General features: G+C 71.4%; 21 protein-coding genes, 2 tRNA genes and 1 pseudogene. 11 read left to right on the top strand and 13 right to left on the bottom strand.

Annotated elements, in window-relative coordinates; translation table 11 throughout:
- Positions 1–275: 275 nt before the first annotated feature.
- Both ABD343_RS12195 and ABD343_RS12190 read right to left on the bottom strand, forming a co-directional pair.
- Entirely contained in the window at positions 276–1,661 is a 1,386-nt protein-coding gene (locus tag ABD343_RS12195; RefSeq protein ID WP_344527112.1) for an ABC1 kinase family protein, read from the bottom strand.
- Positions 1,662–1,714: 53 nt separating this feature from the next.
- A complete protein-coding gene (locus tag ABD343_RS12190) occupies positions 1,715–2,815 on the bottom strand; it encodes a ThiF family adenylyltransferase (protein WP_344527110.1) in 1,101 nt (366 codons plus the stop codon).
- Between the two features lie 204 nt (positions 2,816–3,019).
- Between ABD343_RS12190 and ABD343_RS12185 the strand changes: the two are divergent.
- Positions 3,020–3,553, top strand: a pseudogene (locus tag ABD343_RS12185) (M48 metallopeptidase family protein); the annotation flags it as partial.
- A gap of 169 nt (positions 3,554–3,722) precedes the next feature.
- Here ABD343_RS12185 and ABD343_RS12180 read toward each other — a convergent pair.
- Together ABD343_RS12180 and ABD343_RS12175 are read right to left on the bottom strand one after the other, a co-directional pair.
- Entirely contained in the window at positions 3,723–4,277 is a 555-nt protein-coding gene (locus ABD343_RS12180) for an NUDIX hydrolase (protein WP_344527108.1), read from the bottom strand.
- Positions 4,274–5,785 carry a zinc-dependent metalloprotease gene (locus ABD343_RS12175; protein ID WP_344527106.1) on the bottom strand — a complete coding sequence of 504 codons (1,512 nt, stop codon included), beginning with the start codon at positions 5,783–5,785 and terminating at the stop codon, positions 4,274–4,276. Before ABD343_RS12175 ends, ABD343_RS12180 begins: the two co-directional genes overlap by 4 nt.
- A gap of 159 nt (positions 5,786–5,944) precedes the next feature.
- Here ABD343_RS12175 and ABD343_RS12170 point away from each other — a divergent pair, with 159 nt between their 5' ends.
- The 4 genes from ABD343_RS12170 (at position 5,945) to ABD343_RS12155 (ending at position 9,145) form a co-directional block, all read left to right on the top strand.
- Positions 5,945–7,045 (top strand): SDR family oxidoreductase, encoded by a 1,101-nt coding sequence (locus tag ABD343_RS12170; RefSeq protein ID WP_344527104.1) that lies wholly within the window; start codon positions 5,945–5,947, stop codon positions 7,043–7,045.
- Between the two features lie 40 nt (positions 7,046–7,085).
- The gene (locus tag ABD343_RS12165; RefSeq protein WP_344527102.1) at positions 7,086–7,562 is read left to right on the top strand and encodes a molybdenum cofactor biosynthesis protein MoaE; all 477 of its coding nucleotides are present in this window, start codon (positions 7,086–7,088) and stop codon (positions 7,560–7,562) included.
- A gap of 193 nt (positions 7,563–7,755) precedes the next feature.
- On the top strand, positions 7,756–8,022 hold the full coding sequence (locus tag ABD343_RS12160; protein WP_344527100.1) for a hypothetical protein: 267 nt from the start codon (positions 7,756–7,758) through the stop codon (positions 8,020–8,022).
- A 25-nt stretch (positions 8,023–8,047) separates the two neighbouring features.
- On the top strand, positions 8,048–9,145 hold the full coding sequence (locus tag ABD343_RS12155) for a YlbL family protein (protein ID WP_344527098.1): 1,098 nt from the start codon (positions 8,048–8,050) through the stop codon (positions 9,143–9,145).
- Between the two features lie 99 nt (positions 9,146–9,244).
- Here ABD343_RS12155 and ABD343_RS12150 read toward each other — a convergent pair whose 3' ends face one another.
- On the bottom strand, positions 9,245–9,823 hold the full coding sequence (locus ABD343_RS12150) for a PPA1309 family protein (protein WP_344527096.1): 579 nt from the start codon (positions 9,821–9,823) through the stop codon (positions 9,245–9,247).
- Between the two features lie 163 nt (positions 9,824–9,986).
- Here ABD343_RS12150 and ABD343_RS12145 point away from each other — a divergent pair, with 163 nt between their 5' ends.
- From ABD343_RS12145 to ABD343_RS12130, 4 genes are all read left to right on the top strand, one after another.
- Positions 9,987–12,887, top strand: a complete 2,901-nt coding sequence (locus ABD343_RS12145) for a UPF0182 family membrane protein (protein ID WP_344528529.1) — start codon at positions 9,987–9,989, stop codon at positions 12,885–12,887.
- Between the two features lie 98 nt (positions 12,888–12,985).
- A tRNA-Met gene (locus ABD343_RS12140) sits at positions 12,986–13,059 on the top strand.
- Positions 13,060–13,228: 169 nt separating this feature from the next.
- A complete protein-coding gene (locus ABD343_RS12135) occupies positions 13,229–15,097 on the top strand; it encodes a tetratricopeptide repeat protein (RefSeq protein ID WP_425578160.1) in 1,869 nt (622 codons plus the stop codon).
- 122 nt (positions 15,098–15,219) lie between these two features.
- Positions 15,220–15,293: transfer RNA gene (locus ABD343_RS12130), tRNA-Met, on the top strand.
- A 55-nt stretch (positions 15,294–15,348) separates the two neighbouring features.
- Here ABD343_RS12130 and ABD343_RS12125 read toward each other — a convergent pair.
- The 4 genes from ABD343_RS12125 to ABD343_RS12110 all read right to left on the bottom strand — a co-directional run bounded on the left by ABD343_RS12125 (position 15,349) and on the right by ABD343_RS12110 (position 18,742).
- Positions 15,349–16,476 carry an ABC transporter substrate-binding protein gene (locus ABD343_RS12125; RefSeq protein ID WP_344527092.1) on the bottom strand — a complete coding sequence of 376 codons (1,128 nt, stop codon included), beginning with the start codon at positions 16,474–16,476 and terminating at the stop codon, positions 15,349–15,351.
- A gap of 24 nt (positions 16,477–16,500) precedes the next feature.
- Entirely contained in the window at positions 16,501–17,367 is an 867-nt protein-coding gene (locus ABD343_RS12120; protein ID WP_344527090.1) for an ABC transporter permease, read from the bottom strand.
- Positions 17,364–18,140 (bottom strand): ABC transporter ATP-binding protein, encoded by a 777-nt coding sequence (locus ABD343_RS12115; RefSeq protein WP_344527088.1) that lies wholly within the window; start codon positions 18,138–18,140, stop codon positions 17,364–17,366. The genes ABD343_RS12120 and ABD343_RS12115 overlap by 4 nt, the downstream gene beginning before the upstream one ends.
- Positions 18,141–18,325: 185 nt before the next feature.
- A complete protein-coding gene (locus tag ABD343_RS12110; RefSeq protein WP_344527086.1) occupies positions 18,326–18,742 on the bottom strand; it encodes a Fur family transcriptional regulator in 417 nt (138 codons plus the stop codon).
- A gap of 134 nt (positions 18,743–18,876) precedes the next feature.
- Here ABD343_RS12110 and ABD343_RS12105 point away from each other — a divergent pair, with 134 nt between their 5' ends.
- Entirely contained in the window at positions 18,877–20,343 is a 1,467-nt protein-coding gene (locus ABD343_RS12105; protein WP_344527084.1) for a catalase, read from the top strand.
- Between the two features lie 81 nt (positions 20,344–20,424).
- Here the strand turns inward: ABD343_RS12105 and ABD343_RS12100 are convergent, their stop codons facing one another.
- Positions 20,425–20,886 (bottom strand): CBS domain-containing protein, encoded by a 462-nt coding sequence (locus ABD343_RS12100; protein ID WP_344528527.1) that lies wholly within the window; start codon positions 20,884–20,886, stop codon positions 20,425–20,427.
- A 143-nt stretch (positions 20,887–21,029) separates the two neighbouring features.
- Positions 21,030–21,824, bottom strand: a complete 795-nt coding sequence (gene hisN / locus ABD343_RS12095; RefSeq protein ID WP_344527082.1) for a histidinol-phosphatase — start codon at positions 21,822–21,824, stop codon at positions 21,030–21,032.
- Positions 21,825–21,956: 132 nt separating this feature from the next.
- Here hisN and ABD343_RS12090 point away from each other — a divergent pair, with 132 nt between their 5' ends.
- The gene (locus ABD343_RS12090) at positions 21,957–22,559 is read left to right on the top strand and encodes a TetR/AcrR family transcriptional regulator (RefSeq protein WP_344527080.1); all 603 of its coding nucleotides are present in this window, start codon (positions 21,957–21,959) and stop codon (positions 22,557–22,559) included.
- A gap of 49 nt (positions 22,560–22,608) precedes the next feature.
- On the opposite strand, the gene ABD343_RS12085 is transcribed toward ABD343_RS12090, so the two are convergent.
- A complete protein-coding gene (locus tag ABD343_RS12085; protein WP_344527078.1) occupies positions 22,609–22,932 on the bottom strand; it encodes a DMT family transporter in 324 nt (107 codons plus the stop codon).
- Between the two features lie 115 nt (positions 22,933–23,047).
- Positions 23,048–24,073 (bottom strand): ribosome small subunit-dependent GTPase A, encoded by a 1,026-nt coding sequence (gene rsgA, locus ABD343_RS12080; RefSeq protein ID WP_344527076.1) that lies wholly within the window; start codon positions 24,071–24,073, stop codon positions 23,048–23,050.
- Positions 24,074–24,081 lie beyond the last annotated feature (8 nt).

Raw genomic sequence — 24,081 nt, 5'->3', positions numbered from 1 at the left:
CCTGCCCGCCCTGCCCGTCCGTCCTGTCTGCCAGGTCCATCAGGGGCCTGCGAGGTGAGCCGGACCTCGGGGCGCCGGGCGGGGTCGGCCGCGCCCGGACCGTTCCGGACCGCGCCGGTCTACGGCCGGGACCGGGGCCGCGCGGGTCGCGCCGGACCAGGGGCGAGGTCGGGGCCGCGCCGGACCAGGGCCGGGACCGAGCCGGACGTGGCCGGACCAGGGGCGGGGCCGGGATCGCGTCGGGGCCCCGCCGGGCCAGGGCGAGGCCCGGGGAATCAGGCTGAGCTTTCCTGAGGAGTCTCGGCCTCCTCTGGCATCAGCTCCGGGTCGGTCAGGCCGAAGCCCGGGAGCCAGCTCTCCAGCTCCTCCCGCATCCGCACCGTGGCCCCGAGCTGGCAGAGCACCCCGAATGTGCTCAACGTCACCCGGTGGATGAGCAGATACGCGGGCGGCAGATTGAGCTGCCTGCCCAACTGGTGCGCGGGGGAGCGGGGGTCGGCTATCCGGGCCGCCTGCTTGCGCATCCAGTCCCGGCTGAAGGTGAACTCCTCGGCGTCGGCGGGCTCGATGATCGGGAGGAGATAGTCCCGGACCATCTCGGGGTCCAGATCGATGGTCTCCTTGACGAAGCCCTCCTCGCGCAGCAGCTCATAGACGGCCTCCGCCTCGCCGTCGAGCGTCATCCTCAGGGCTGTGCCGATGATCGGCGGCAGGCCGTCGGGCAGCCGGTCCACGGTGCCGAAGTCCATGACGCCCAGGCGCCAGCGCTCCGGGTCCTCGTGCCCGTCGGTGACGAGGCGGAAATTGCCCGGGTGCGGGTCCGCGTGGAGCAGGCCCGTGCGCGCTGTGCCGGAGAAGAGGAAACGGGTCAGCAACTGTCCCGCCCTGTCGCGCTCCTCCTGGGCTCCCTCCGCTATGACCTCGGCCAGCGGGGTGCCGTCCATCCACTCCGTGACCAGCACCTCGTCGGCCTGGTGCACGACGCCGGGGACGAGGACGTCGGGACTGTCCGCGTACCCCTCCGCGTAGGTCCGCTGGGCCTGGGCCTCCAAGGCGTAGTCCAGCTCCTCGGTGACGCGGTCGTGCAGCTCGGTGATGAGCGGTTTGATGTCCATGCCGGGGATCAGGGGGCCCAGCAGGCGGGCGAACCTGCTGAGTTGGGCCAGGTCGGAGATCAGGGCCTCGCCCGCGCCGGGATACTGCACCTTCACCGCGACGTCCCGCCCGTCGTGCCAGACCGCCCGGTGGACCTGGCCGATGGAGGCGGCCGCCGCGGGCCGGTCGTCGAACTCCTCGAACAGCTCGCGCCAGTCCGGGCCCAGCCGCTCCTCCAGCACCGCGTGCACCGTACGGGCAGGGAGGGGTGGGGCCGCCTCCTGGAGCTTGGTGAGCGTGGCCCGGTAGGGACCGGCCATCTCGTCGGGCAGCGCGGACTCGAAGACCGAGAGCGCCTGCCCGAACTTCATCGCGCCCCCCTTCAGCTCGCCGAGCACCTTGAAGAGCTGCTCCGCCGTGCGCTGTTGGAGCTCATGGCCCACCAGGTCGGCCGAATAGCCGCCCAGGCGCTTCCCCAGCCCCCATGCGGAACGGCCCGCGAAGCCGAGCGGCAGTGCGGCCAGCTTGGCCGTGCGCGTAACCGCCTTGCGGGGAAGATCAGTCATGCGTCCCTCCAACTCCCAGACAGCTCAACCGACGACAGCACCGAAGACGGCCGCTACCCGGTCATTGTGGCCTGTGCTCGATGATTCCCCGAGGGCGCGGGTGCCTCACTCACCGAAGCGGCACCGCACGGACACTCCGCGTGCGGTGTGAACTGCTCGGTCCCCGGCAGCAGATGGGGCAGCGAGAACCGCAGCCGGTACCCCGCGGCGCAGCCGCCGTCCCCGTCGAGGAAGCTCAACGCGTACGACGCGGTGGCGCCCGCCACCACCGTCGCCAGCGCGAGGTCGCAGGCCGGGATGCCCGATCGCCGTCTGCCCGAGGTGCGCCACTGGCCCACCAGCAGCGGCCAGCTCGGCTCGCGCTCTGCCCGGCTCCGCAACGCGCACCCCGCGCACGGCGTCGTCCCCGGCAGCACCAGAGGCCCCACTACGCCCGTCCCCTCGACCACTCCTCCGTACAGATGCGGGGTGCCCGCGCGGACGAAGTGCTCGGACGTCTCCAGATCCGGGGCATAGGCGTCCAGCCCGTCGCGCGGCGCGACGACCGTCAGCGCCACCTCTCCCTCCGCTCTGCCCCGCCAGGCACGGGCACGGTGCACCACGCCCCGCGCCGCGGACTCCCGCCGCTTGCCCGCGCACTCCGCCGGGATGCCGCCCGGCGCGGTGTCCCACGGGGCGACCTCGCCCCCGTCGGTCACATCGACCTGGCCCACCCCCGCAGCCGAGAGCGTGGCGGCGATCATCGCGCCCACCCGGCCGGCGCCCCGCACGCGCACCCGGGCCGAGCGCCGCGCCGCGAGCCTGCGCAGTCCGCCGCCCGGCTCCCGGTGCACGGCGGTGAGCGAGGCCAGGTCGGGCCGCAGTCGGTCGCCGACGCTCGCTGCCGCCGCACGGTCAGCGGTGGCGTCGTCGAGCACGCCCGCCTCGGCGAGCCGCTCCGTGAGTCTCTCCGGGATCTCCGGCCCCAGCCCGAGCCTGCCGGCCTCTCCGCGGAGCTGGTCCAGGCTCCGGGTGCCGTCCATCAGCTCCATGAAGGCGGCCGTGGTGTCGCTCACCGGGCCGAGCACCACCGCGTGCGCGGGCGTCACCCCGTACTGCACCGTCTGCCGGTCGCGCCAGCCGCGCCGCAGCGCGGGCTTGATCATCGGATGCATTCCTCTCCCCCCCTACCCCTGTGTCGCTCGTCCCGGGCATCGGCCGGGATCACTGCAGACAGCTTGCGGGAGCCCGTACGCACCCCGCCGTGAGTTATCCACAGGCTGGGGAATTAGTCATACAAACCGTGCCCGCCGGTGGTGTTTCCCGGCGAACCAGCCGTGGGCGGGACTTCACCCGGCGGCAACGGGTAACGTCGGGGCGTGCCTGCCGACCCGCTGAACAGCACCAGCCAGAGCGCGGTCGAGGTGCGCCGCAGCGCGCGCCGACGGCGGACGGTGTCCGCCTATCGCGAGGGCGACCGCACCATCGTGCTGATCCCGGCGCGGATGTCGGCGGACGAAGAGGCCCGCTGGGTGAACGTGATGCTGAACAAGCTCGCGGCCCAGGAGAGCAGGCGCATGCTGGGCGACCGCGAGCTGGCGGAACGGGCCGCGCACCTGTCCGAGCAGTATCTCGACGGCCGCGCCCGCCCTGCGTCCGTCCGCTGGGTCACCAACCAGAACACCCGCTGGGGATCCTGCACGCCCGCCGAGGGCAGCATCCGTCTGTCCCACCGGCTGCAGGGCATGCCCGAGTACGTCGTGGACTACGTGCTCCTGCACGAGCTGGCCCACCTGCTCGTCCCGGGTCACGGCCCCCGCTTCTGGCGGCTCCTGGACGTCTATCCGCGCACCGAGAAGGCACGGGGCTTCCTGGAAGGCGTCGTCGCGGCCGAACGGCTGCCGCACCTGCCCGTCAGGGGCGGCGGTCCCGACGCCGGGAACGGCTCCGGCGCGGACGATGCCACCGCCGCGCACGACGGCTCCGGTACGGCGGACTGCCCGGACGCCGGTGACTGTCCCGGCGAGGAGTGCCCCGGCGAGGAGTGCCCGGACGGGGAGCGTTCCGTCGGGGAGCGCCCGGTCAGCGGCGCGCGGCCAGCAGCTCCCAGGTCCGGCGAGTGAGCCGGACGACCGACTCGTCGGCGACCTCGCCCACGGCCTCGTGACCGACCCAGCGCAGGTCCAGCGACTCGTCGCTGATCGTCTCCGTCGCGCCCTCGGGCGCGAGCGCCGCGTACTGCACGTCCAGGTGCCAGGCGCAGGGCGTGTGGTGGCGGTCCAGCCGGACAGGGCCGCCGGGCAGGAGTCGGAGGCCCGTGATGCCCGACTCCTCGGAGGCCTCGCGCAGCGCCGCGTCCGCCAGGGACGCGTCCCCCGGCTCGCAGTGGCCGCCCATCTGGAGCCACATGCCGAGCTTGCGGTGCAGCGTCAGCAGCGCCGTTCCGCGTGACGGATCGACGACCAGGGCACTCGCGGTGACATGCCCGTCGGCGCACGCCTTCCACATGCCGTCCGGATGCGCGGCGAGATGGTCGAGATAGTCCAGGCGGAGCCGGTCCTGGGCGGCGTCGGGCGCCTGCCACTCCTTCAGGACCAGCGTCGCGTCCTCATGAAGGCTCGTTCCGGCCGGGCTCACCTCTTCTCGTCGCCCTCGCCGTCCTGGCTGCCCTCGCCGTCTGTGCTGTCCGTGCTGCCCTTGCCGCCCTCGTCCGTGTCCTTCTCGAACTTCGGGCCCTGTCCGGAACCGGTGTCCGTGCCGCCCGCGGCCGCGTCGCCGAGCATCTTGTCCAGCTCGGAGAAGTCGAGCTGCTGCTCGCCGTGCACGAACCCGTCCGGGTCGTCCAGGTCGGCGGCGGTCGGCAGCATGTCCGGGTGGGCCCACAGGCCGTCGCGCCCCTCCGCGCCGCGCGCGTCCGCCAGGGACGCCCACAGCCGGGCCGCGTCCCGGAGCCTGCGCGGACGCAGCTCCAGGCCGATCAGCGTCGCGAACGTCTGCTCCGCAGGACCGCCCGTCGCGCGGCGGCGCCGGAGCGTCTCGCGCAGGGCCGAGGCGGACGGCAGGTGCGGCTCGGCGGCGGCGTGCACGACCGCGTCGACCCAGCCCTCGACCAGGGCGAGAGCCGTCTCCAGACGGGCCAGCGCCGCCTTCTGCTCCGGGGTGTCCTCGGGCTGGAACATGCCCTGCTGGAGCGCCTCCTGAAGCTCCTCGGGGTGCTGCGGGTCGAGCTGGCCGACGACATCCTCCAGCTTGGAGGTGTCGACCTTGATCCCGCGTGCGTAACCCTCGACCGCGCCGAAGAGGTGCGAGCGCAGCCACGGCACGTGGGCGAAGAGCCGCTGGTGGGCGGCCTCCCGCAGCGCCAGGTAGAGCCGGACCTCCTCCTGGGGGACGCCCAGGCCCTTGCCGAACTGCTCCACATTGTTCGGCAGCAGGGCGGCCTTGCCGGACGGGCCCAGGGGCAGCCCGATGTCCGTCGAGCCGACGACCTCGCCCGCGAGGACGCCGAGGGCCTGCCCGATCTGGGTGCCGAACATGGCACCGCCCATGGAGCGCATCATCCCGAGCAGCGGGCCCGCCATGGCCTGCATCTCCTCGGGCAGCACGCCGCCCATGGCCGCGCCGACCCGCTCGGCCACGGGGTCGACCAGGTCCTTCCAGACCGGCAGCGTCTCCTCGATCCACTCCGCGCGGCTCCAGGCCACCGCCGCGGCGGAGCCGGAGGGCAGCGAGGTCACGCCGTCCAGCCACAGGTCCGCCAGGCGCACCGCCTCCTCGACGGCGGCCCGCTCCTGGGGGCCGACCGACGCGTCCTTCGAGCCGTCCTGCGCGCCTGCCGCGACCGTCTGGCGGGCGATGTCCTTGGCCATGTCCCAGTTCACCGGCCCGCCCTCGTACGAGAGCATCTGGCCGAGCTTCTGGAATGCGGCTCCCAGGTCGCTCGGGTCGAAGCCGCCCTGGCCGCCGCCGAGCGAACCGAACATCGCCGCCAGCGGGTTGTCACCGGCGCCGGAACCGGAGCCGGAGCCGGGGGCTCCGCCGAACCCGAAGGGGTTGGGCCGGCCGCCGCCCTGGTTCTTCTTGCCCTCGTCCCCGTCCTCGGGCTCCTCGGGAGGTACGCCGAATCCGAATGGGGTGTCACTCACGGGTTTCCTCGGCTCTGTCTCGTGGACGGTCGGGTGGAGATCCTGAACGATCTGGCTGTCCTGGATGCGATCTGGTGGGCTCTGCCTCCAGCCTAGACACCTGTCAGGCAGGATGGAGCCTGCGCACCTCGTACCAGAAACAACCACTGGAGACGCCCGGTGAGTTCCTCCGAGACCCACGTTCGCGCAGCGCGAACCCCAACCGTCGCCGTCACTGGCGCTGCCTCGGGGGTCGGCGCGCTGCTCACGGAGCGGCTCGCGGCCTCGGACGAGATCAAGCAGGTCATCGCGCTGGACGAGCGCAGGGGAGACGTCAGCGAGGCCCAGTGGCACACGCTGGACGTGCGGGACCCCGCCCTCGCCGACCGGCTGCGCGGCGAGGGCGACCCCGTGGACGTCGTCGTCCATCTCGCCCTCGACCTCGACCTGGGCAGCGACCCGGCCGCCCGTACCGCGTACAACGTACGGGGCACCCAGACCGTGCTCACCGCCGCCGCGGCGGCCGGGGTGCGGCGCGTGGTGCTGTGCACCTCCGCGATGGTCTACGGGGCGCTCCAGGACAACGACGTGCCCCTGTCCGAGGACGCCGAGCTGCGCGCGACGGCCGACGCGACGGGCGTCGGCGACCTGCTGGAGATCGAACGGCTCGCGCGCCGCGCGCCCCGTGCCCACCCCGGGCTGAACGTCACGGTCGTACGCCCCGCCGTCCTCGTCGGCGCCGGTACGGACACCGCGCTGACCCGCCACTTCGAGTCCCCGCGGCTGCTGGTCGTCGCGGACTCGCGCCCCTGCTGGCAGTTCTGCCACGTCGAGGACCTGGTGAGCGCCCTGGAATACGCGGCGCTGGAGAAGGCCGAGGGCGAGCTGGCCGTGGGGTGCGACGGATGGCTGGAGCAGGAGGAGGTCGAGGAGCTGACGGGCATCCGCCGCATGGAGCTGCCCTCCAGCGTCGCCCTGGGCGCCGCCTCCCGGCTGCACCGGCTGGGGCTGACGCCTTCCCCGGCGGGCGACCTGGCGTACACGATGCATCCCTGGGTCGTCAGCGGCAGCAGGCTGCACGACGCGGGCTGGCGCCCCCGCTGGACCAACGAGGAGGTCCTCGCCGCCCTCCTGGAAGAGGTCGCCGGGCGCCGTACGGTCGCGGGGCGCCGTCTGGGCCGTACCGAGGCGGCCACGGCCGCCGGCGCCGCCGGTGCGACCGTGGCGCTGCTGGGCACGGCCGCCCTCGTCCGCAGGGCACGCAAGCGGCGCGGGCTGTGAGAGGTTCCGGATTCGCGCCCTGTACGGCAGCATGACCGGCATGGCACAGACGTACGACGCAGCAGGGCGGCCCGACCACCCCGGGGAGAAGGGCGTGGACGATCCCATCAGGCTGCTGGGGATCCGTGAGACGCCGCTGTCGGTCGACGAGGTCTTCGCGGCCGTCGGCGACCACGCGGCGGGCGGCACCGCGCTCTTCGTCGGGACGGTCCGCGATCACGACGGAGGCGCCGACGTCGCCCGTCTGGGCTACTCCTCGCATCCCTCCGCCGAGGCCGAGCTGCGCCGCGTCGCGGAGAAGATCGCCGCCGACCATCCGGTACGTGCCCTCGCCGCCGTCCACCGGGTCGGCGACCTGGAGGTGGGCGACCTGGCCGTCGTGGTGGCCGTCTCCTGCCCGCACCGCGCGGAGGCGTTCGAGGCCTGCCGCAGGCTGATCGACGACCTCAAGCACGAGGTCCCCATCTGGAAGCACCAGACCTTCGGGGACGGCACCGAGGAATGGGTGGGCGTCTAGCGTCGTCGAGCGGCCGCCCGTAGGGCCCGACCACCCTTACGGCTGTGTCTCAACTGGCCAGTGTGGTCCGGTGGATTCCGGTTGCGTAACCCGGCCCCGGGTCGGACCGTTGTGTCTCCGACGGTTAATCTGCTCATCGGCCGGATTTCGGACTCTCCGGCCGGGGGCACACACGAGGGGTCGGGAGGTCTCGATGGCGGCTCTCACCTGGCTGCTGATTCCGGTCGCCGCCGCTGTCGTGGCGAGTGTCTGGGGAAGCTGGGCCAACCGCCGCCGCACCACCACCCCCGACGCCGCCGGGGTCGCGGGCTACGAGCGGTTCCGTGCGGCCATGGAGCGCTCCAGCGCCGATACGGGCGCACAGGAGACCGGTACGGTCACGCACGGAACCGGTACGGCCGTCCGTGAGCGGGTAGGTGCGCACTCCGCCCCGGACGGACCGGCCCGGGCGGCCGACTGACGGACCGGTCCCGTACTGTCGTGCCATGCCACGCCGCACCGCGACCATGCTTGCCTCCACCCTGATGCTCATAGCGCTGCTCTGCGCCGGTGTGCTCATCAAGGTGCCGTACGCGGAGATGTCCCCGGGCCCGACCGTGAACACGCTGGGCACGCATGACGGAGAGCCGGTACTGGACATCGGCAAAGGACCCCGGCAGTACAAGACCTCGGGCCACCTCAACATGACGACCGTCCGCGTGACCGGCGCGGACTACCGGATGAACCTCATCGAGGCGGCCTGGGGCTGGATGCGGCACGACAGTCTGGTCGTCCCCCACGAGACGCTCTATCCGGACGACAAGTCGGCCAAGGAGGTCGACCAGGAGAACGCGGAGGAGTTCAGCGCCTCCCAGGAGAGCGCCAAGGTAGCGGCCCTCCGCGAGCTGGACGTCCCCTTCCGCTCGTACACGATCGTCGGCTCCGTCGAGAAGGGCAGCCCGGCGCAGGGCAAGCTCCACGCGGGCGACGTGATCACCGCGGTGGACGGCCAGAAGGTCACGAAGGACCCGCTGCGGGTCGGCGAACTGGTCACCGAGCACAAGCCGGGCGAGAAGGTCACCTTCACGGTTATCCCCGCCGCCAAGGCGACGAAGGCGAAGGAGGCCGGGAAGAAGTTCCCCGGCGACCGCCGCGAGGTCACGGTGACGACCAAGAAGGCGCAGGAGGACGGCCGGGCCATCGTCGGCATCCAGCCCACGGCCGGCCACACCTTCCCGTTCCAGGTGGACATCAAGCTGGCCGACGTCGGCGGGCCCAGCGCCGGGCTGATGTTCGCGCTCGGCATCGTGGACAAGCTCACCAAGGACGACCTCACGGGCGGCAAGTTCGTCGCGGGCACCGGCACGATCGACGACGCGGGCAAGGTCGGCGAGATCGGCGGCATCCAGATGAAGACCGTCGCGGCGCGTGCCCAGGGCGCGGAGTACTTCCTGACGCCCAAGGGCAACTGCCCGACCGCGGCCAAGGACAAGCCCGACGGCCTGACCCTGGTGAAGACCGGCACCATGGACGACGCCATGGACGCGCTGAAGAAGATCAGGACCGGCCACGCGGACTCCCTGCCCACCTGCAAGGGGAACTGACGCCGGACGCCGGCCCCTCCTGGAAGGCCCGCCCCTCCGTCGGATCCGCCGGACGCCGGCCCCCTCCGCCGTACGCCCGGCCCCTGGCCGTAGTCCCGGTTAGCCCTCGAACGTCGCCGACAGTGCCTCGGCGAGGCCCGGCACCAGATCGGAACCGGTCAGTACCTCCGTCGTCGCGTCCTTCTCACGCAGCCGTACGGCCGATTCGCGCGCCCCGTCGCGCAGCACCGCAACGGTCATGCGGACCTCCTGGCGCTCGGGGTGCTGGGCGACCCATTTGGTGAGCCCCTCCTCGTCCAGGTCCTCCGGGACGGCCGCCTCGGCGGACGGTGGCAGCATCAGGCGCTCCACGGTCATCGCGCAGCCCGCGACGGCGTCGGGCCATCCGATGGTGCCCAGGAACTCGTCCAGGGGCACGCCGGACGGCAGCTCGTCCTGCTCCACGGGGGTGAGGGAGGCCGCCTGGGCGTCGCTCCCGTCCTTCTCGTCCGCCTCGTCCAGGCCGAGCTGGCCCGCGAGCGCGGGCTCCTGGGCGCGCAGCTTGGCCGTGTCGACCAGGGCGAAGAGGCGTGCGGGCTGGTCCCAGCCCAGGCCGGAGGCGTACTCGTCGATTTCGAGCACCGCGCGGGTCAGGGGGTTGGAGGCGAGAGGTGTGCCGTCATTGGGGAGGTTGTTCATGCGCATATCGTGCCGCCTCCGACCCCGGAAACGGGAACTGAGTAAAGCTTGAGTAAGTTGCCTAAGTGGGCCTTACGATGCGGGGCCCTGCCAAACCAGCTCGACCTGCTTGTCAAAGTTCCATCCACTGCGAATCTTCGAGGTGCGCACCTTGGCTTTCCAGATGCCGGACCGGGGCTCAGGAGGCCCCTCCGGACCACGTATAAGAGTGGGCCGGCCTTCCCGGCGTGCGCGGACGCTGCTGATGACAGCGGGCGTGCTGGCCGTTCTGGCGATGCTCTTTGTCATGTTCGCCGGGTTCTGGACCGACTGGCTGTGGTATCGCTCTGTCGATTACAGCTCGGTCTTCACCAAGACCCTGTGGACCAAGATCGGCCTGTTCGCCGTGTTCGGACTGCTGATGGCCGTGGCCGTCGGGTTCAACATCTGGCTGGCACACCGGCTGCGTCCGCCGCTCAGCGCGATGTCGCTGGAGCAGCAGAGCCTCGACCGGTATCGCATGGGTCTCGCCCCGTACAAGAAGTGGGTGCTGCTCGGTATCACCGCGCTCGTCGGGCTGATCTCCGGAGCCTCCGCGGCAGGCCAGTGGCGCACCTGGCTGATGTGGGTGAACGGAGTCTCGTTCGGCACCAAGGACCCGCAGTTCCACATGGACGTGTCGTTCTACGCGTTCGACCTGCCCTTCTACCGCTTCCTGCTGAGCTTCGGCTTCGCCGCAGCGGTGCTGTCGCTGATCGCCGCGGCCCTGGTGCACTACCTGTACGGCGGGCTGCGGATCACGACTCCGGGCGCCCGCGCGACCGGGCAGGCGACCGGCCATCTGTCGGTGCTGCTGGGCGTCTTCGTCGCGCTGAAGGCCATCGCGTACTGGCTGGACCGGTACGGGCTGGCGGTCAAGTCCGGCGACTTCAAGTCGACGGACAACTGGACGGGCCTGAAGTACGTCGACGCGAACGCGTATCTGCCCGCGAAGACGATCCTCTTCATCATCGCGATCATCTGCGCCCTGCTGTTCTTCGCGACCATCTGGCGCCGCACCTGGCAGCTCCCGGTCATCGGCTTCGGCCTGATGGTGCTCTCGGCGATCCTCATCGGCGGGCTCTACCCGGCGATCGTCCAGAAGTTCCAGGTCCAGCCGAACGAGCAGGCCAAGGAAGCGCCGTACATCAAGAAGAACATCGACGCGACGCGCCAGGCGTACGACATCGACGACTCGCAGGTGCGTGACTACACGGGCACCAGCAAGGCGAGCAACGACAAGCTGCGCGACGCCGCCGACACGACCGCGAGCATGCGCCTGCTGGACCCGAACGTCGTCTCGCCGACGTTCCAGCAGAAGCAGCAGGTCCGTGGGTACTACCAGTTCCCCGCGACGCTCGACGTGGACCGTTACAAGAAGAACGGCAAGGACCAGGACACCGTCGTGGGCCTCCGGGAGATCAACACGAACGGCATCCCGGAGAAGAACTGGATCAACGAGCACTTCAAGTACACCCACGGCTACGGGATGGTCGCCGCCAAGGGCACGACCGTCGACAAGGACGGCGCCCCCGCCTTCACGGAGAAGGACCTGCCGCCCAAGGGCGACAAGGGGGAGTACGAGGGCCGGGTCTACTACGGCGAGAAGACGACCCAGTACTCCATCGTCGGTGGTCCCCAGAAGGAGCTGGACTACGCGGACGACAAGGGCGAGAAGACGTACACGTACAAGGGCAAGAGCGGGGTCAACCTCTCCAACCCGGTCAACCGTGCCGCCTACGCCGTGAACTTCAACGAGCCGCAGATCCTCTACTCCGGGGCGATCGGTGAGGGCTCGCGGATCCTCTACAACCGCACGCCCAAGGAGCGCGTCGAGGCGGTCGCCCCCTGGCTGACGATCGACGGCGACCCGTACCCGGCGGTGGTGGACGGCCGCATCAAGTGGATCGTCGACGCCTACACGACCACGAACGGCTATCCGTACTCGTCGCGGACGACCCTGGGCGACACGACCCAGGACTCGCTGACCGACGGCCAGCGTTCCGTCGTCGCCCAGCAGAACCGGGTGAACTACATCCGCAACTCGGTCAAGGCGACCGTGGACGCCTACTCCGGCGACGTCGACATGTACCAGTGGGACAGCAAGGACCCGGTGCTGAAGACGTGGATGAAGGCCTTCCCGGACACGGTGAAGCCGAAGAGCGCGATCAGCGACGACCTGATGGACCACCTGCGGTACCCGCAGGACCTGTTCAAGGTGCAGCGCGACCTGCTCCAGACCTACCACGTGACGTCGCCGTCCCAGTTCTACAGCGGCTCGGAGCGCTGGCAGATCCCGGACGACCCGACGCACAAGGGCAACGCGGTCCCGCCGTACTACCTGAGCATGAAGATGCCGGACCAGCAGAAGCAGCAGTTCTCGCTGACGACGACGTTCAACCCCAACAAACGCGAGACGCTGGGCGCCTTCATGGCCATCGACGCGGACGCCAGAAGCAACGAGTACGGCAAGATCAGAATCCTGAGACTGCCACCGAACACCACGGTCTCCGGGCCGTCCCAGGTGCAGAGCAAGTTCAACTCCGATCCGGCGATCGCGGAGAAGATCAACCTTCTCAAACGCGGTGACTCCGAGGTGGAGTACGGCAATCTGCTGACCGTGCCGCTGGAGGGCGGACTGCTCTACGCCGAGCCCGTGTACGTCCGGGGCGCGGACACCAACTACCCACGTATGCGGAAGGTCCTGGTCACCTACGGGGAACAGATCGCCTTCGAGGACACCCTGGAGAAGGCGCTCGACAAGGTCTTCGACACCGAGGGCAGAACCGACGAGGGCGACGACGACACCGGGCCCGGCGGCGGGGACCAGGATCCGCCACCCTCGGGTGAGGTCCAGGAGTCCCTGAAGGACGCCCAGGATGCCTACGACGCCGGCCAGAAGGCCCTGGAGAGGGGCGACTGGGAGGAGTACGGCAAGCAGCAGAAGCTGCTGGAGGACGCCCTGAAGGACGCCGCCTCGGCCGAGAAGAAGGGCCCGGGCGACGGCAAGGGCGGAGGCGACAAGGGAGGGGACCCGAAGAACTAGTCCCCCTGGGCGGTCCCGCCGGGAAGATCATCCTGGCGGGACCGCCCGCCCCGGTCCGACTCACCCCTGCGGGTGGTGTAGGGTTGTGAACACAACGGCGCGGGGTGGAGCAGCTCGGTAGCTCGCTGGGCTCATAACCCAGAGGTCGCAGGTTCAAATCCTGTCCCCGCTACGAAAAGACGAAGGGCCCGGAGTCAACAGACTCCGGGCCCTTCGCTTGTGCGGGGGGACCACGAGGATTCGCGTTTGAGGTATCTCTCTGTCGGGAAGTCGACAAACCGCTGAAGTGACCTCACTGGCTGCGGTATACCAGGTGTACGCGGGTTGCAGGTGGTGCGACGATGGAGCTTATGGGGGACAAGGCAAGGCTTCCCGGTCCCGGAAGGAGCGGGCAGGGCCTGACCGTGAAGGAAGACACCGAGAAGAACACTGACCACGCTGAGAAGACCGACACCGCAGCGACGTCCAGTGTCCTCGGTGCCCAACTGCTGCGCCGGGGCGACCTGGACGGCGCGGAGCCGCTGCTGCGCGCCGCCACCGCGTCCGGCGACCGCGCCGCGGCCAACAACCTGGGCGTGCTCCTGCACCAGCGGGGATACCCGGAGGAGGCCGCGGCCTGGTGGCGCACCGCCGCCGTGGCGGGCTCCGCGGCCGCCGCGCACGCGCTCGGCCGGCACCACAGGGAGCGCGGCGACGAGCCGGCGGCGCACTACTGGCTGCGTCAGTCCGCCGAGTCCGGCCACGCGCTCGGGGCGTACGCCCTCGCGGATCTGCTGGAGCACCGGGGGGAGAGCGGCGCGGAGGAATGGTTCCGCGCGGCGGCCGAGTGCGGGCACAGGGAGGCGGCGTACCGCGTCGCCCAGCTCGTGGCCGCGCGCGCCGAGGAGGAGACGGGCGAGGCCGAGGGGGGCGCCGGGGGGCGCGCTTCGGCCAAGGGCGCGGAGCGCGAGGCGGAGCAGTGGTTCCGCCAGGCGGCCGCGCGCGGCCACCGCAGGGCCGCGCTCCGGCTCGGGGCCATCCTGGAGCGCCGAGGCGAGCTGAAGGAGGCCGGGCGCTGGTACCTGACGTCCGCCAAGGACGGTGAGGCGCGCGCCGCCTGCGCGCTGGGCTTCCTGCTGCGCGACGCGGGCGACGAGGAGAGCGCCGCCGTCTGGTGGCGCCGCGCAGCCGAGGACGGCGACGGGAACGCGGCCAACGCACTGGGGGCCCTGCACGCCGACCGCGGCGAGCGCCAGGCCGCCGAGCGCTGGTACCGCGTGGCGCTCGACGCGGGCTGCGACAACGGCGCGTTCAACCTCGGGCTGCTCTGCGCGGCCCAGGGGCGTACGGCGCAGGCCGAGCAGTGGTACCGCAGAGCGGCCTACGCGGGCCATCGCGAGGCCGCCAACGCCCTGGCCGTCCTGCTCCTCCAGCGCGGGGACGGGGACGGCGCGGAGCCGTGGTTCTCCAAGGCCGCCGAGGCGGGCAGCGTCGACGCCGCCTTCAACCTCGGCATCCTGCACGCGGGCCGGGGCGACGAGCGCACGGCGCGCGGGTGGTACGAGCGCGCTGCGGCCTCCGGGCACGCCGAGGCCGCGCTCCAGGTCGGCATCGCGCTGCTGCGCGAGGGCGAGCTGCACGCGGCCGAGCGCCATCTGCGGTGCGCCGCGGGCGGCGGCAGCGTCGAGGGCGCCTTCCGGCTCGCCGCGCTCCTGGAGCGGCGCTCCCGGCGGAGAGCCACCGGAGGCCCCGGCTCCGTCGGCGCGGCCGATGCCGACACCACGGGCAGCCACCGTACGGACGGCCTCGGTGCCGGTGCCGACGGTGCGTCGCGGCCCGAGTACGAGGAGTGGTACGAGCGGGCGGCGGGGCGCGGTCACCGGCGCGCGCAGGTCCGGCTCGGCATGTGCGCCGCGGCGCGCGGCGAGGTCGTCGACGCGGCCCGCTGGTACCGCGCGGCGGCCGAGGCGGGCAGCCCGAACGGCGCGTTCAACCTCGGGCTGCTGCTGGCCCGCGAGGGCAGCGAGCCGGAGGCGGCGCTGTGGTGGATGCGCGCGGCGGAGGCCGGGCACGGCCGGGCCGCGCTGCGGCTCGCGCTGATCAACGCGCGCCGGGGCGAGCTGGCCGAGGGGCAGTTCTGGTGCGCCCGCGCGGTCGAGCTCGGCCCGGCCGAGGTCGCCGAGCGCGCGGCCAAGCTGCGGGACGCGCTGCGGGCCGAGCTGACGGCGTAGGGCCCGGCCCGGGGGCTCCGGCTCCCGGACCGGGCCCGTGCCGTGCGGGGCCCGGGGAGGCCGTGGGGCACGTGATTTGCGCTGGTCGTCGAGGTGGGGTTAGAGTTAAGACATCACAACGACGCGGGGTGGAGCAGCTCGGTAGCTCGCTGGGCTCATAACCCAGAGGTCGCAGGTTCAAATCCTGTCCCCGCTACTGTGAGAAGGCCCGGATCTTCGGATCCGGGCCTTCTTTTTGTCCCACGGGGGCATCAGGGCTTGTGGCCGACCACCTCCGCGTACAGCTTGCGGTCCACCAGCCGCTCCTCCGGCAGCCGGTCGCCCTCGGTGACGCCCGCGTCGCTGTACGCCTTCTGCAGCCGGTCGGTCGTCCCCTTCCGTATTTCCCAGTCCATACGGAGCGACGGAACGGACGTGATGACCTTCGGGTCCTGCTTGAGGGCCTTCGCCAGGTCGCGCACGAAGGCGGGGTCCTTCTTGTAGTCGCCGGCGAAATACGTGTTGATCGTGCGGATGTACGCCCTCAGCAGCGCGACCCCGGCGTCCACGTCGTCGCTCAGCAGGTTGGGGCCGAACAGCGCGCCGCCCAGGGGCTCGCCGACGGGCTGGCCGCCCAGGAAGGCGTAGCGCCCGTTCCCGTCGACCTTGCGCCAGACCGGATCCAGCAGCCAGGCCGCGTCCACGCCGCCGCTCGTCAGCGCGGTGAGCACGTCGGCGGAGCCCAGTTGCTGGAAGGACATCGCGTCCATGGTGGTGCCGTGCTGGGCGATGACCTTGTCCAGGGGGTACGAGATCACGGAGCCCTTGCCGATCATCGTGCCGACCTTGCGGTCCTCCAGCTTCGCGGACTTCGCGCTCTCCCCCTTGTGGAGCTTGACCCACAGGCCGCTCTTGGAGGACGGGGCGGGGGAGAAGTTGCCCGCGACCCAGCGGATGTCGAAACCGCTGTTGATGCCGTTGATGACCGCGGCCTCGGGGGCGGCCCAGAGGGCGTCGACCTCTCCCTTGGCGAGCAGCGGCAGGGCCTCGGGCGTCGGCAGGACCTTCAGGTCGACGTCCAGCCCTTCCTTCGCGAACTCGCCCTTCTCCAGGGCGATCTGGAGCGGAGCGACGTATTCGGCACTGAGCGTTCCCGTCGCGATAGTCAGCTTGCGCTTCTTCTTGAGCTTCTCCGGCGCGGGCGCGCCCTTGTCGCAGCGGGCGGGGGCGCGGTCCCGGCCGAGCTTCGCCGGGTCGCTCCAGGCTTTCTTGCCGCAGCCTGCCACGGGTTCGATGTCGCGGGGCTCGGTGTTCAGGGCGCCGCCGCGCTGCGCGGAGCAGCCGGTGAGCGCCAGTGCGGCGAGGGCGGTCAGGGTGAGTGCCGTACCGAGGGGGCGCATGGGACCTCCGTTCAGGACCGTCGTTCAGGACTGGCCGCGTCCCCGGTCGCGCGGGGCCCAGGGGGTGAGGAACCGCCCGGCGATCCGTACGAGTTCGGAGAAGACGACGCCGAGGACGGCGACGCAGACGATGCCCACGAACATCACGTCGTTCTGGAAGAGCGCGCGGGAGTCGAAGATGAGGTGGCCGAGACCGTCGGAGGCGGCGATGGACTCGGAGGCGACGATCACCAGCACCGCCACCCCGGCGGCGATACGGGCGCCGACCAGGACGGCCGGGAGCGAGGCGGGCAGCAGCACGTGCCGGAACATCTGCCAGGCGCCCGCGCCGAAGACGCGGCCCGCGTCGCGGTGCCCCTCGGGAACGGCCAGGACGGCGGCCATGGTCGAGATCCATACGAAGAAGAAGACCGTGGCGGCGACGAGCGCGATCTGCGGGCCCTCGCCGAGACCGAACATATTCAGGAAGATCGGCAGCAGCGCCAGCTTCGGCACCACGTACAGCGCGTCCATGGTCGGCTCCAGGGCGGCCCGTACGAGCGGCAGGGCGCCCATCAGGAGGCCGAGCAGGTAGCCGGAGACGGTGCCGATGGCGTAGCCCGCCAGGACGCGCTTGAGGGTCGCCCACACGTCCGGCCACAGCTCCCCCTCGACGGCACGGTCCCAGCCGTCGGAGAGGATCGAGGTGGGTGCGGGGTAGACGCGTTCGTCGATCCACTGCTGGGTCGCGGCGAGCTGCCACAGCAGGACGAGCACGACGGGGACGGCGACGGCGAGCGCCAGCTCCAGCGCGCGGCGGCGCCGGTGCGCCGCGGCCGGGTCGGCCTCCTGGGGGCCGGGGCGCCGTATGACGCGGCCGTCGCCGGAGCGGGGGCGTTCCAGGGTGCTCATGGCACGGTCACCTCCCGGACCTCCTGCCGTACCTCGTCGCGCAGCAGTTCCCACAGCTCGTCCTTGAGCGTGGTGAAGCGGGGGTCGGAGCGGACGTCACCGGTGCGCGGGCGGCCGAAGGGAGGGCGGCGTTCGGCGATGATCCGGCCGGGCCTGGCGGACATGACCAGTACGCGGTCCCCGAGCACCAGGGCCTCCTCCAGGCTGTGGGTGATGAACAGGGTGGTGGTGCTGGCCGACTGGGTGAGCGCGAGCAGCTCGTCCTGGAGGAGGGTGCGGAGCTGTGCGTCGAGCGCCGCGAACGGCTCGTCCATGAGCAGGATCTCGGGCTCGACCGCGAGTGCGCGGGCGATGGCCACGCGCTGCCGCATGCCGCCGGAGAGCGCGGCGGGATAGGCGCCGGCGAACTCGGCCAGGCCCAGGCGGGACAGCCAGGAGCGGGCCCGGTCGTCGGCCTCCTTGCGGGGGACGCGCTGGATGTCGAGGCCGAAGCGGACGTTGGCGAGGACGGTCTTCCAGTCGTAGATCCCGTAGTCCTGGAAGATCATGGCGGCGGGATGGCGGGCGTCGGTACGCAGCTCCAGTTCGCCCTCGGAGGGGCGCAGGAGGCCCGCGGCGATGCGCAGAAGGGTCGACTTGCCGCAGCCGGAGGGGCCGACGACGCAGACGAATTCGCCCTTCTCGACGTCGAGTTCGACAGGGCCGAGGGCGGTGAGCCGGGAGGAGCCCCGCCCGAAGGTACGGGTGAGGCCGCTGGCGCGGATTTTCGGCATGGTGACTCCCCGTCGTGGAGTGGGGGAAGTGAATCCGTCCAGCGACGATATGACGGGTCGTCAGATAGCGGCAAGGGTCGTGCCGCAACGCACGGCGGCCCGCACCCCGGCGCGGGGTGCGGGCCGCCGTGAAGAGGAAGCCGTGCTCAGGGGGAGGGCGCCAAGGAGGCGCCCAAGGGGGCCGCCTAAGAGGAAGCGCAGCTCGGGCAGGTGCCCCGGTAGGTGACGGTGGCGTCCACGACCGAGAAGCCGTACCGCTCGGCCTCGGGGAGGGCCGCTATGGGGTCGCCCTGCGGGTGGACGTCCCGGATGGTGCCGCACTTCGAGCACACGAGGTGCTGATGGCTGTGGCGCGCGTTCGGGTCGTACCGCTTCGCCCGGCCGTCGGTGCTCACCTCGAGGATCTCGCCGATGGCGACCAGCTCGCTCAAGGTGTTGTAGACGGTCGCGCGGGCGATCTCGGGCAGACGGTCGGCCGCGCGGGCGTGGACTTCGTCCGCCGTGTAGTGCACGTGGTCGCCGTCGAGCACCTCGGCGACGACCCGCCGCTGCGCGGTGAGCCGCCAGCCGCGATCACGGAGCCGTTCCAGCAGGTCACTCATGCGTCCAGACTAGCAGCGCCATGTCCATGGGAAGAACCCGTACGAGTTTCGGCTTCATCTTGACTTGGACTTTGTCCAATGTAGGATCGACATCGGCGTTGGACAAAGACAGGACTGAGGCACAGGAGGCGCACGTGACCGTGCAGGACGAGACCACCGGACCCATGACGACGGAAGCCGGTGCGCCGGTCGCGGACAACCAGAACAGCGAGACCGCGGGTGTCGGCGGTCCCGGGCTCATCCAGGACCAGCTCCTGCTGGAGAAGCTCGCGCACTTCAACCGCGAGCGGATCCCGGAGCGCATCGTGCACGCCCGCGGCGCGGGGGCGTACGGGACGTTCACGGTGACCGGCGACGTCACCCCGTACACCCGCGCGAAGTTCCTCTCCGAGATCGGCAAGGAGACCGAGGTCTTCCTCCGCTTCTCGACGGTGGCGGGCAATCTCGGCGCGGCCGACGCCGTGCGCGACCCCCGCGGCTTCGCCCTGAAGTTCTACACCGAAGAGGGCAATTACGACCTGGTGGGGAACAACACCCCGGTCTTCTTCATCAAGGACGCCATCAAGTTCCCCGACTTCATCCACACCCAGAAGCGCGACCCGTACACCGGCTCCCAGGAGGCGGACAACGTGTGGGACTTCTGGGGCCTGTCGCCCGAGACCACGCACCAGGTGACCTGGCTCTTCGGCGACCGCGGCATCCCCGCCAGCTACCGCCACATGGACGGCTTCGGCTCCCACACCTTCCAGTGGACCAATGAGCAGGGCGAGGTCTTCTGGGTGAAGTACCACTTCAAGACCGACCAGGGCATCAAGAACCTGACGGCGGCCGAGGCCGAGGAGCTGGCGGGCAAAGACCCCGACAGCCACCAGCGCGACCTGCGCGAGGCCATCGAGCGCGGCGAGTACCCGAGCTGGACCGTGCAGGTGCAGGTCATGCCCGCGAAGGACGCCGCGACGTACCGCTTCAACCCGTTCGACCTGACCAAGGTCTGGCCGCACGAGGACTACCCGCCGATCGAGTTCGGCAAGCTGGAGCTGAACCGCAACCCGAGGAACATCTTCGCCGAGGTCGAGCAGTCGGTCTTCTCCCCGCACCACTTCGTGCCGGGCATAGGCCCCTCGCCGGACAAGATGCTCCAGGGCCGCCTGTTCGCCTACGGGGACGCGCACCGCTACCGGGTGGGCATCAACGCCGACCTGCTTCCGGTCAACGAGCCGAAGGCGGCCCAGGCCCGTTCGTACGGCCGTGACGGCGTGATGTACGACGGCCGGCACGGCGGCGCGAAGAACTACGAGCCGAACAGCTTCGGCGGCCCGGCCCAGACCGGCCGCCCGCTCTGGGAGCCCACCGCCGTCAGCGGCGTCACGGGCGACCACGAGGCCCCGTCCCACGCGGAGGACGACGACTTCGTCCAGGCGGGCAACCTCTACCGCCTCATGTCGGAGGGCGAGAAGCAGCGCCTCGTCGACAATCTCGCGGGCAACATCGCGGGTGTCTCGCGTGACGACATCGCCCAGCGCGCCATCGAGAACTTCCGCAAGGCGGACGACGACTTCGGCAAGCGGCTGGAGGCCGCGGTCCAGGCCCTCCGCGGCTGAACGACCGGCCAGCTCGCCGAACCCACCCGGAGGGGCCGGACGCCATTGGGCTCCGGTCCCTCCGGCACGTCCGCGTCAGCGCTACGTCCGCGTCAGCGCCACGTCGGCATCGGCGTCGGCGTCCGCGTCTGTGTCCGTGTCGGCGGTCGCGGACATGGCCGCGTCCGCGTCCGACCAGCTCCGGACGATGTCGCGCACCGAGACCACCCCGACCGGCTCGCGCTCGTCCAGGACGATCAGGTGCCGGAAGCCCCCGTGCGTCATGGCCTGCGCGGCCTCGTCGAGCGTCCAGGACGGGGCCGCGAAGACCACGTCCGTGGTGGTGTGGTCGTGCGCGCGTTCCAGGTCCGGGTCCTGGCCCTCGCCCAGCGAGTTGAGGATGTCCCGTTCCGTGAGGATCCCCAGGCCGCTGGTGTCCGGGTCGAGGACGACGGCGGCGCCGACCCGGCGCGCCGACATGAGCCGGGCGGCCTGGCGGAGGGTGTGTGCGGGGCCGATGGTGAGGACCACGGTGCTCATCGCCTCGTGGACGTGACCGGGCATGGACGGCATGGACGTGCCACCTCCTTGGAGGAACCGCCGCTCTTTCGAGAAGCGATTCACAAGGTCACAAGCGAGCTGATTCTCATGCTCACATGTGACCGGGGCCACAACAAGGGCCCCGGAGGCGCGAACCCTAAACCGCCCTAAGCGGTGAGGTAGCTCAGCAGCCGGTCGTGGAGCAGCCCGTTGGAGGCGGCCGCGTTCCCGCTGTGCGGGCCCGGACGGCCGTCGAGCCCGGAGAAGGTGCCGCCCGCCTCCTCGACGATGACCGCGCTCGCCGCCATGTCCCACAGCGACAGCTCCGGCTCGGCGCACATGTCCACCGCGCCCTCGGCGACCATCATGTACGGCCAGAAGTCGCCGTATCCCCGGGTGCGCCAGCAGTCCCGGGTGAGGTTCAGGAAGCCGTCCAGCATCCCGCGCTCCTCCCAGCCGTGCAGCGAGGAGTACGCGAACGACGCGTCCCGTACGTCCGAGACCTGCGAGACCTCGATCCTGCTGGCCTTGGAGAGGCTGCGGCCCGTGAAGGCGCCGCTGCCCTTCGCGGCCCACCAGCGGCGGTTGAGCGCGGGCGCCGAGACGACGCCGACGACCGGGTGGTCGCCGCCCTCGCCGGTCTCCGTGAGCGCGATCAGCGTGGCCCACACGGGCACGCCGCGGACGTAGTTCTTGGTGCCGTCGATGGGGTCGATGACCCAGCGGCGCGGTCCGTGGCCCTCGGTGCCGAACTCCTCGCCCAGCACCGCGTCCCGGGGACGGGTGCGCTGGAGGGAGGTCCGGATCAGCTCCTCGGCCGCCTTGTCGGCCTCGCTCACCGGCGTCATGTCCGGTTTGGTCTCGACCTTCAGGTCGAGCGCCTTGAACCGTTCCATGGTCGCGGCGTCGGCGGCGTCGGCCAGCACATGGGCGAGACGCAGATCATCGTGGTAGTCCAGCATGTTCCGAACAGTATCGAGCGGGGAAACCCCCGGCCAGCGGCCATGCGTGTGCGCGGTGTATTGACACCTCCTGGCGGCGCGTCAATTCTGAGCCGCACGCTGGCCGTCGGGCTTCGGGCTGGGGAGGCGACGATGCCTACTGCACGCGAGACCTTGCTGGAGGCCGCTCACGCGGCGGTCGGGACGCAGCCGTGGACCGGAGTGCGGATGGTCGACGTGGCCGCCGCGGCGGGGGTGTCCCGGCAGACGCTCTACAACGAGTTCGGCAGCAAGGAGGGACTCGGCGCGGCGCTCGTGAGCCGTCTCGTCGAGGACTTCCTGGACGGCGCGGCGCGCGCCGTCGCCGAGGCGGGCCGCAAGGGCGCCGACCCGGCCGCCTGCTGCGCCGCGGCGGCGGCGTGGATGCTGCGCACGGCCCGCGAGGAGCCGATCGTCCACGCGGCGCTGACGGGCTGCTGGGGCGCCCGTATGCCGTTACCGGCGCCCGCGCGGCACGCGCCCGCGGGCGGATTGCCGGGCGAGCCGGGAGCGCTCGCCGTCGTCCTGCGCAACAGGGCCGTCTCCGGCCTCGGTTCACCGGCCGCGCCGGGCGGACAGCCGGTGCTGGAACGGGCGTACGAGGCGGGGTTACGGATCGCGCTCTCCTACGTCGTCGCGGAGTCGGGGGATCCGGACGACGAGACCTGCGGGCGCGTCGACGAGGTCGTCCGCGCGCTGCTGGAGAGCGCCCCCTGAGCCGCCGAGAGCGCCCCGTGGGTTTCCCGGGCCGCCGCGAGCCGCCCCCTCAGTGGGCGCTGCCGGAGAGCTGGAGGCCGATGACGCCCACGATGACGAGCGAGATCGAGACCAGCTTGAGCGTGGAGATCACGTCCCCGAGGAAGACCATCCCGTAGATCGCGGTACCGGCCGCTCCGATGCCCGTCCACACCGCGTACGCGGGCCCGACGTCCAGGCGGCGCAGCGCCAGGGTCAGCAGGCCGAAGCTGCCCAGCGCGAAGACGCAGAACGCCACGGTCGGCCACAGCCTGGTGAAGCCGTGCGAGAGCTTCAGACAGACGGCGAAGCCGGTCTCCAGCAACCCCGCGACGATGACCAGCAACCACGCCATACGGCCTTCCTCCCGTTGCTCCTCTTGGCACTGCCTTGGGCTGGGCATGGATCGGGCTCGGGGCGTGCTTGGCCCGGGGAAATACAGTATGCCCGCGGATGTCGAGCGGAGGCGATCAATCCCCTTCGCGTCGTTCCCGCGTTTCCAGCAGCCGGCGCAGCGAGTGGAGACGGGCCGGATCGGCATGGCCCTCCGCCACCCACGCGTCGAGCGCGCACCCCGGCTCGTTGTGACCGCACGCCCGGGGGCACTCCGCCGTCCCCGGTTCGAGATCGGGGAACGCTTGGATGACGCGCGAGAGTTGAATGTGGTTGAGTCCGAACGAGCGGACGCCCGGGGTGTCGATGACCCAGCCGTCCCCGGCCTCGCCGTCGTCCTCGTCCGGCAGCGGCAGGGCGAGCGCCGCCGTCGTCGTGTGACGGCCGCGCCCCGTGACCGCGTTGACGTCCCCGGTGGCGCGCTGCCGTTCCGGCACCAGGGAGTTGACCAGCGTGGTCTTGCCGACGCCGCTGTGCCCGACGAACACCGTGGTCAGCCCGCGCAGCATCGCGCGCAGCTCCTCGGGCGGGCCGTCGGCGGCCAGCCGGTCCCGGTCGGTGACCGCGTACCGCAGGCCCAGTGGTGCGTAGGTGTCGAGCAGCGGCTGGGCCGGGGCGAGGTCGGCCTTGGTGAGCACGAGCAGCGGTTCGAGCCCGGCGTCGAACGCGGCGACGAGGCAGCGGTCGATGAGCCGGGGACGGGGCTCGGGGTCGGCGAGCGCGGTCACGATCGCGAGCTGGTCGGCGTTGGCGACGATGATGCGCTCGTACGGATCGTTGTCGTCGGCCGTCCTGCGCAGCACCGAGGCGCGCTCCTCGACGCGCACGACGCGTGCCAGGGTGTCCTTCGCGCCCGACAGATCGCCGACCACGGCGACGATGTCGCCCACCACCACGCCCTTGCGGCCCAGTTCGCGGGCCTTCATCGCGGTGATCGTGCGGCCCTCGACCAGGACGGTCAGCCGGCCCCGGTCGACGGTGAGGACGCGGCCCTCCGCCGCGTCCTCGTGCTTGGGGCGGGTGTGGGTGCGGGGGCGCGTGCCCCGGCGGGAGGGGCGGACGCGGATGTCGTCCTCGTCGGTGTGCTTGCCGTAGCGGCGCATCGCGGGAG

The sequence above is a fragment of the Streptomyces albiaxialis genome, assembly GCF_039530985.1.
GTDB classification, from domain to species: Bacteria; Actinomycetota; Actinomycetes; order Streptomycetales; family Streptomycetaceae; genus Streptomyces; species Streptomyces albiaxialis.
Note: the sequence above shows the minus strand (reverse complement) of the source record. Positions and strands in the feature narration are given on the sequence as shown.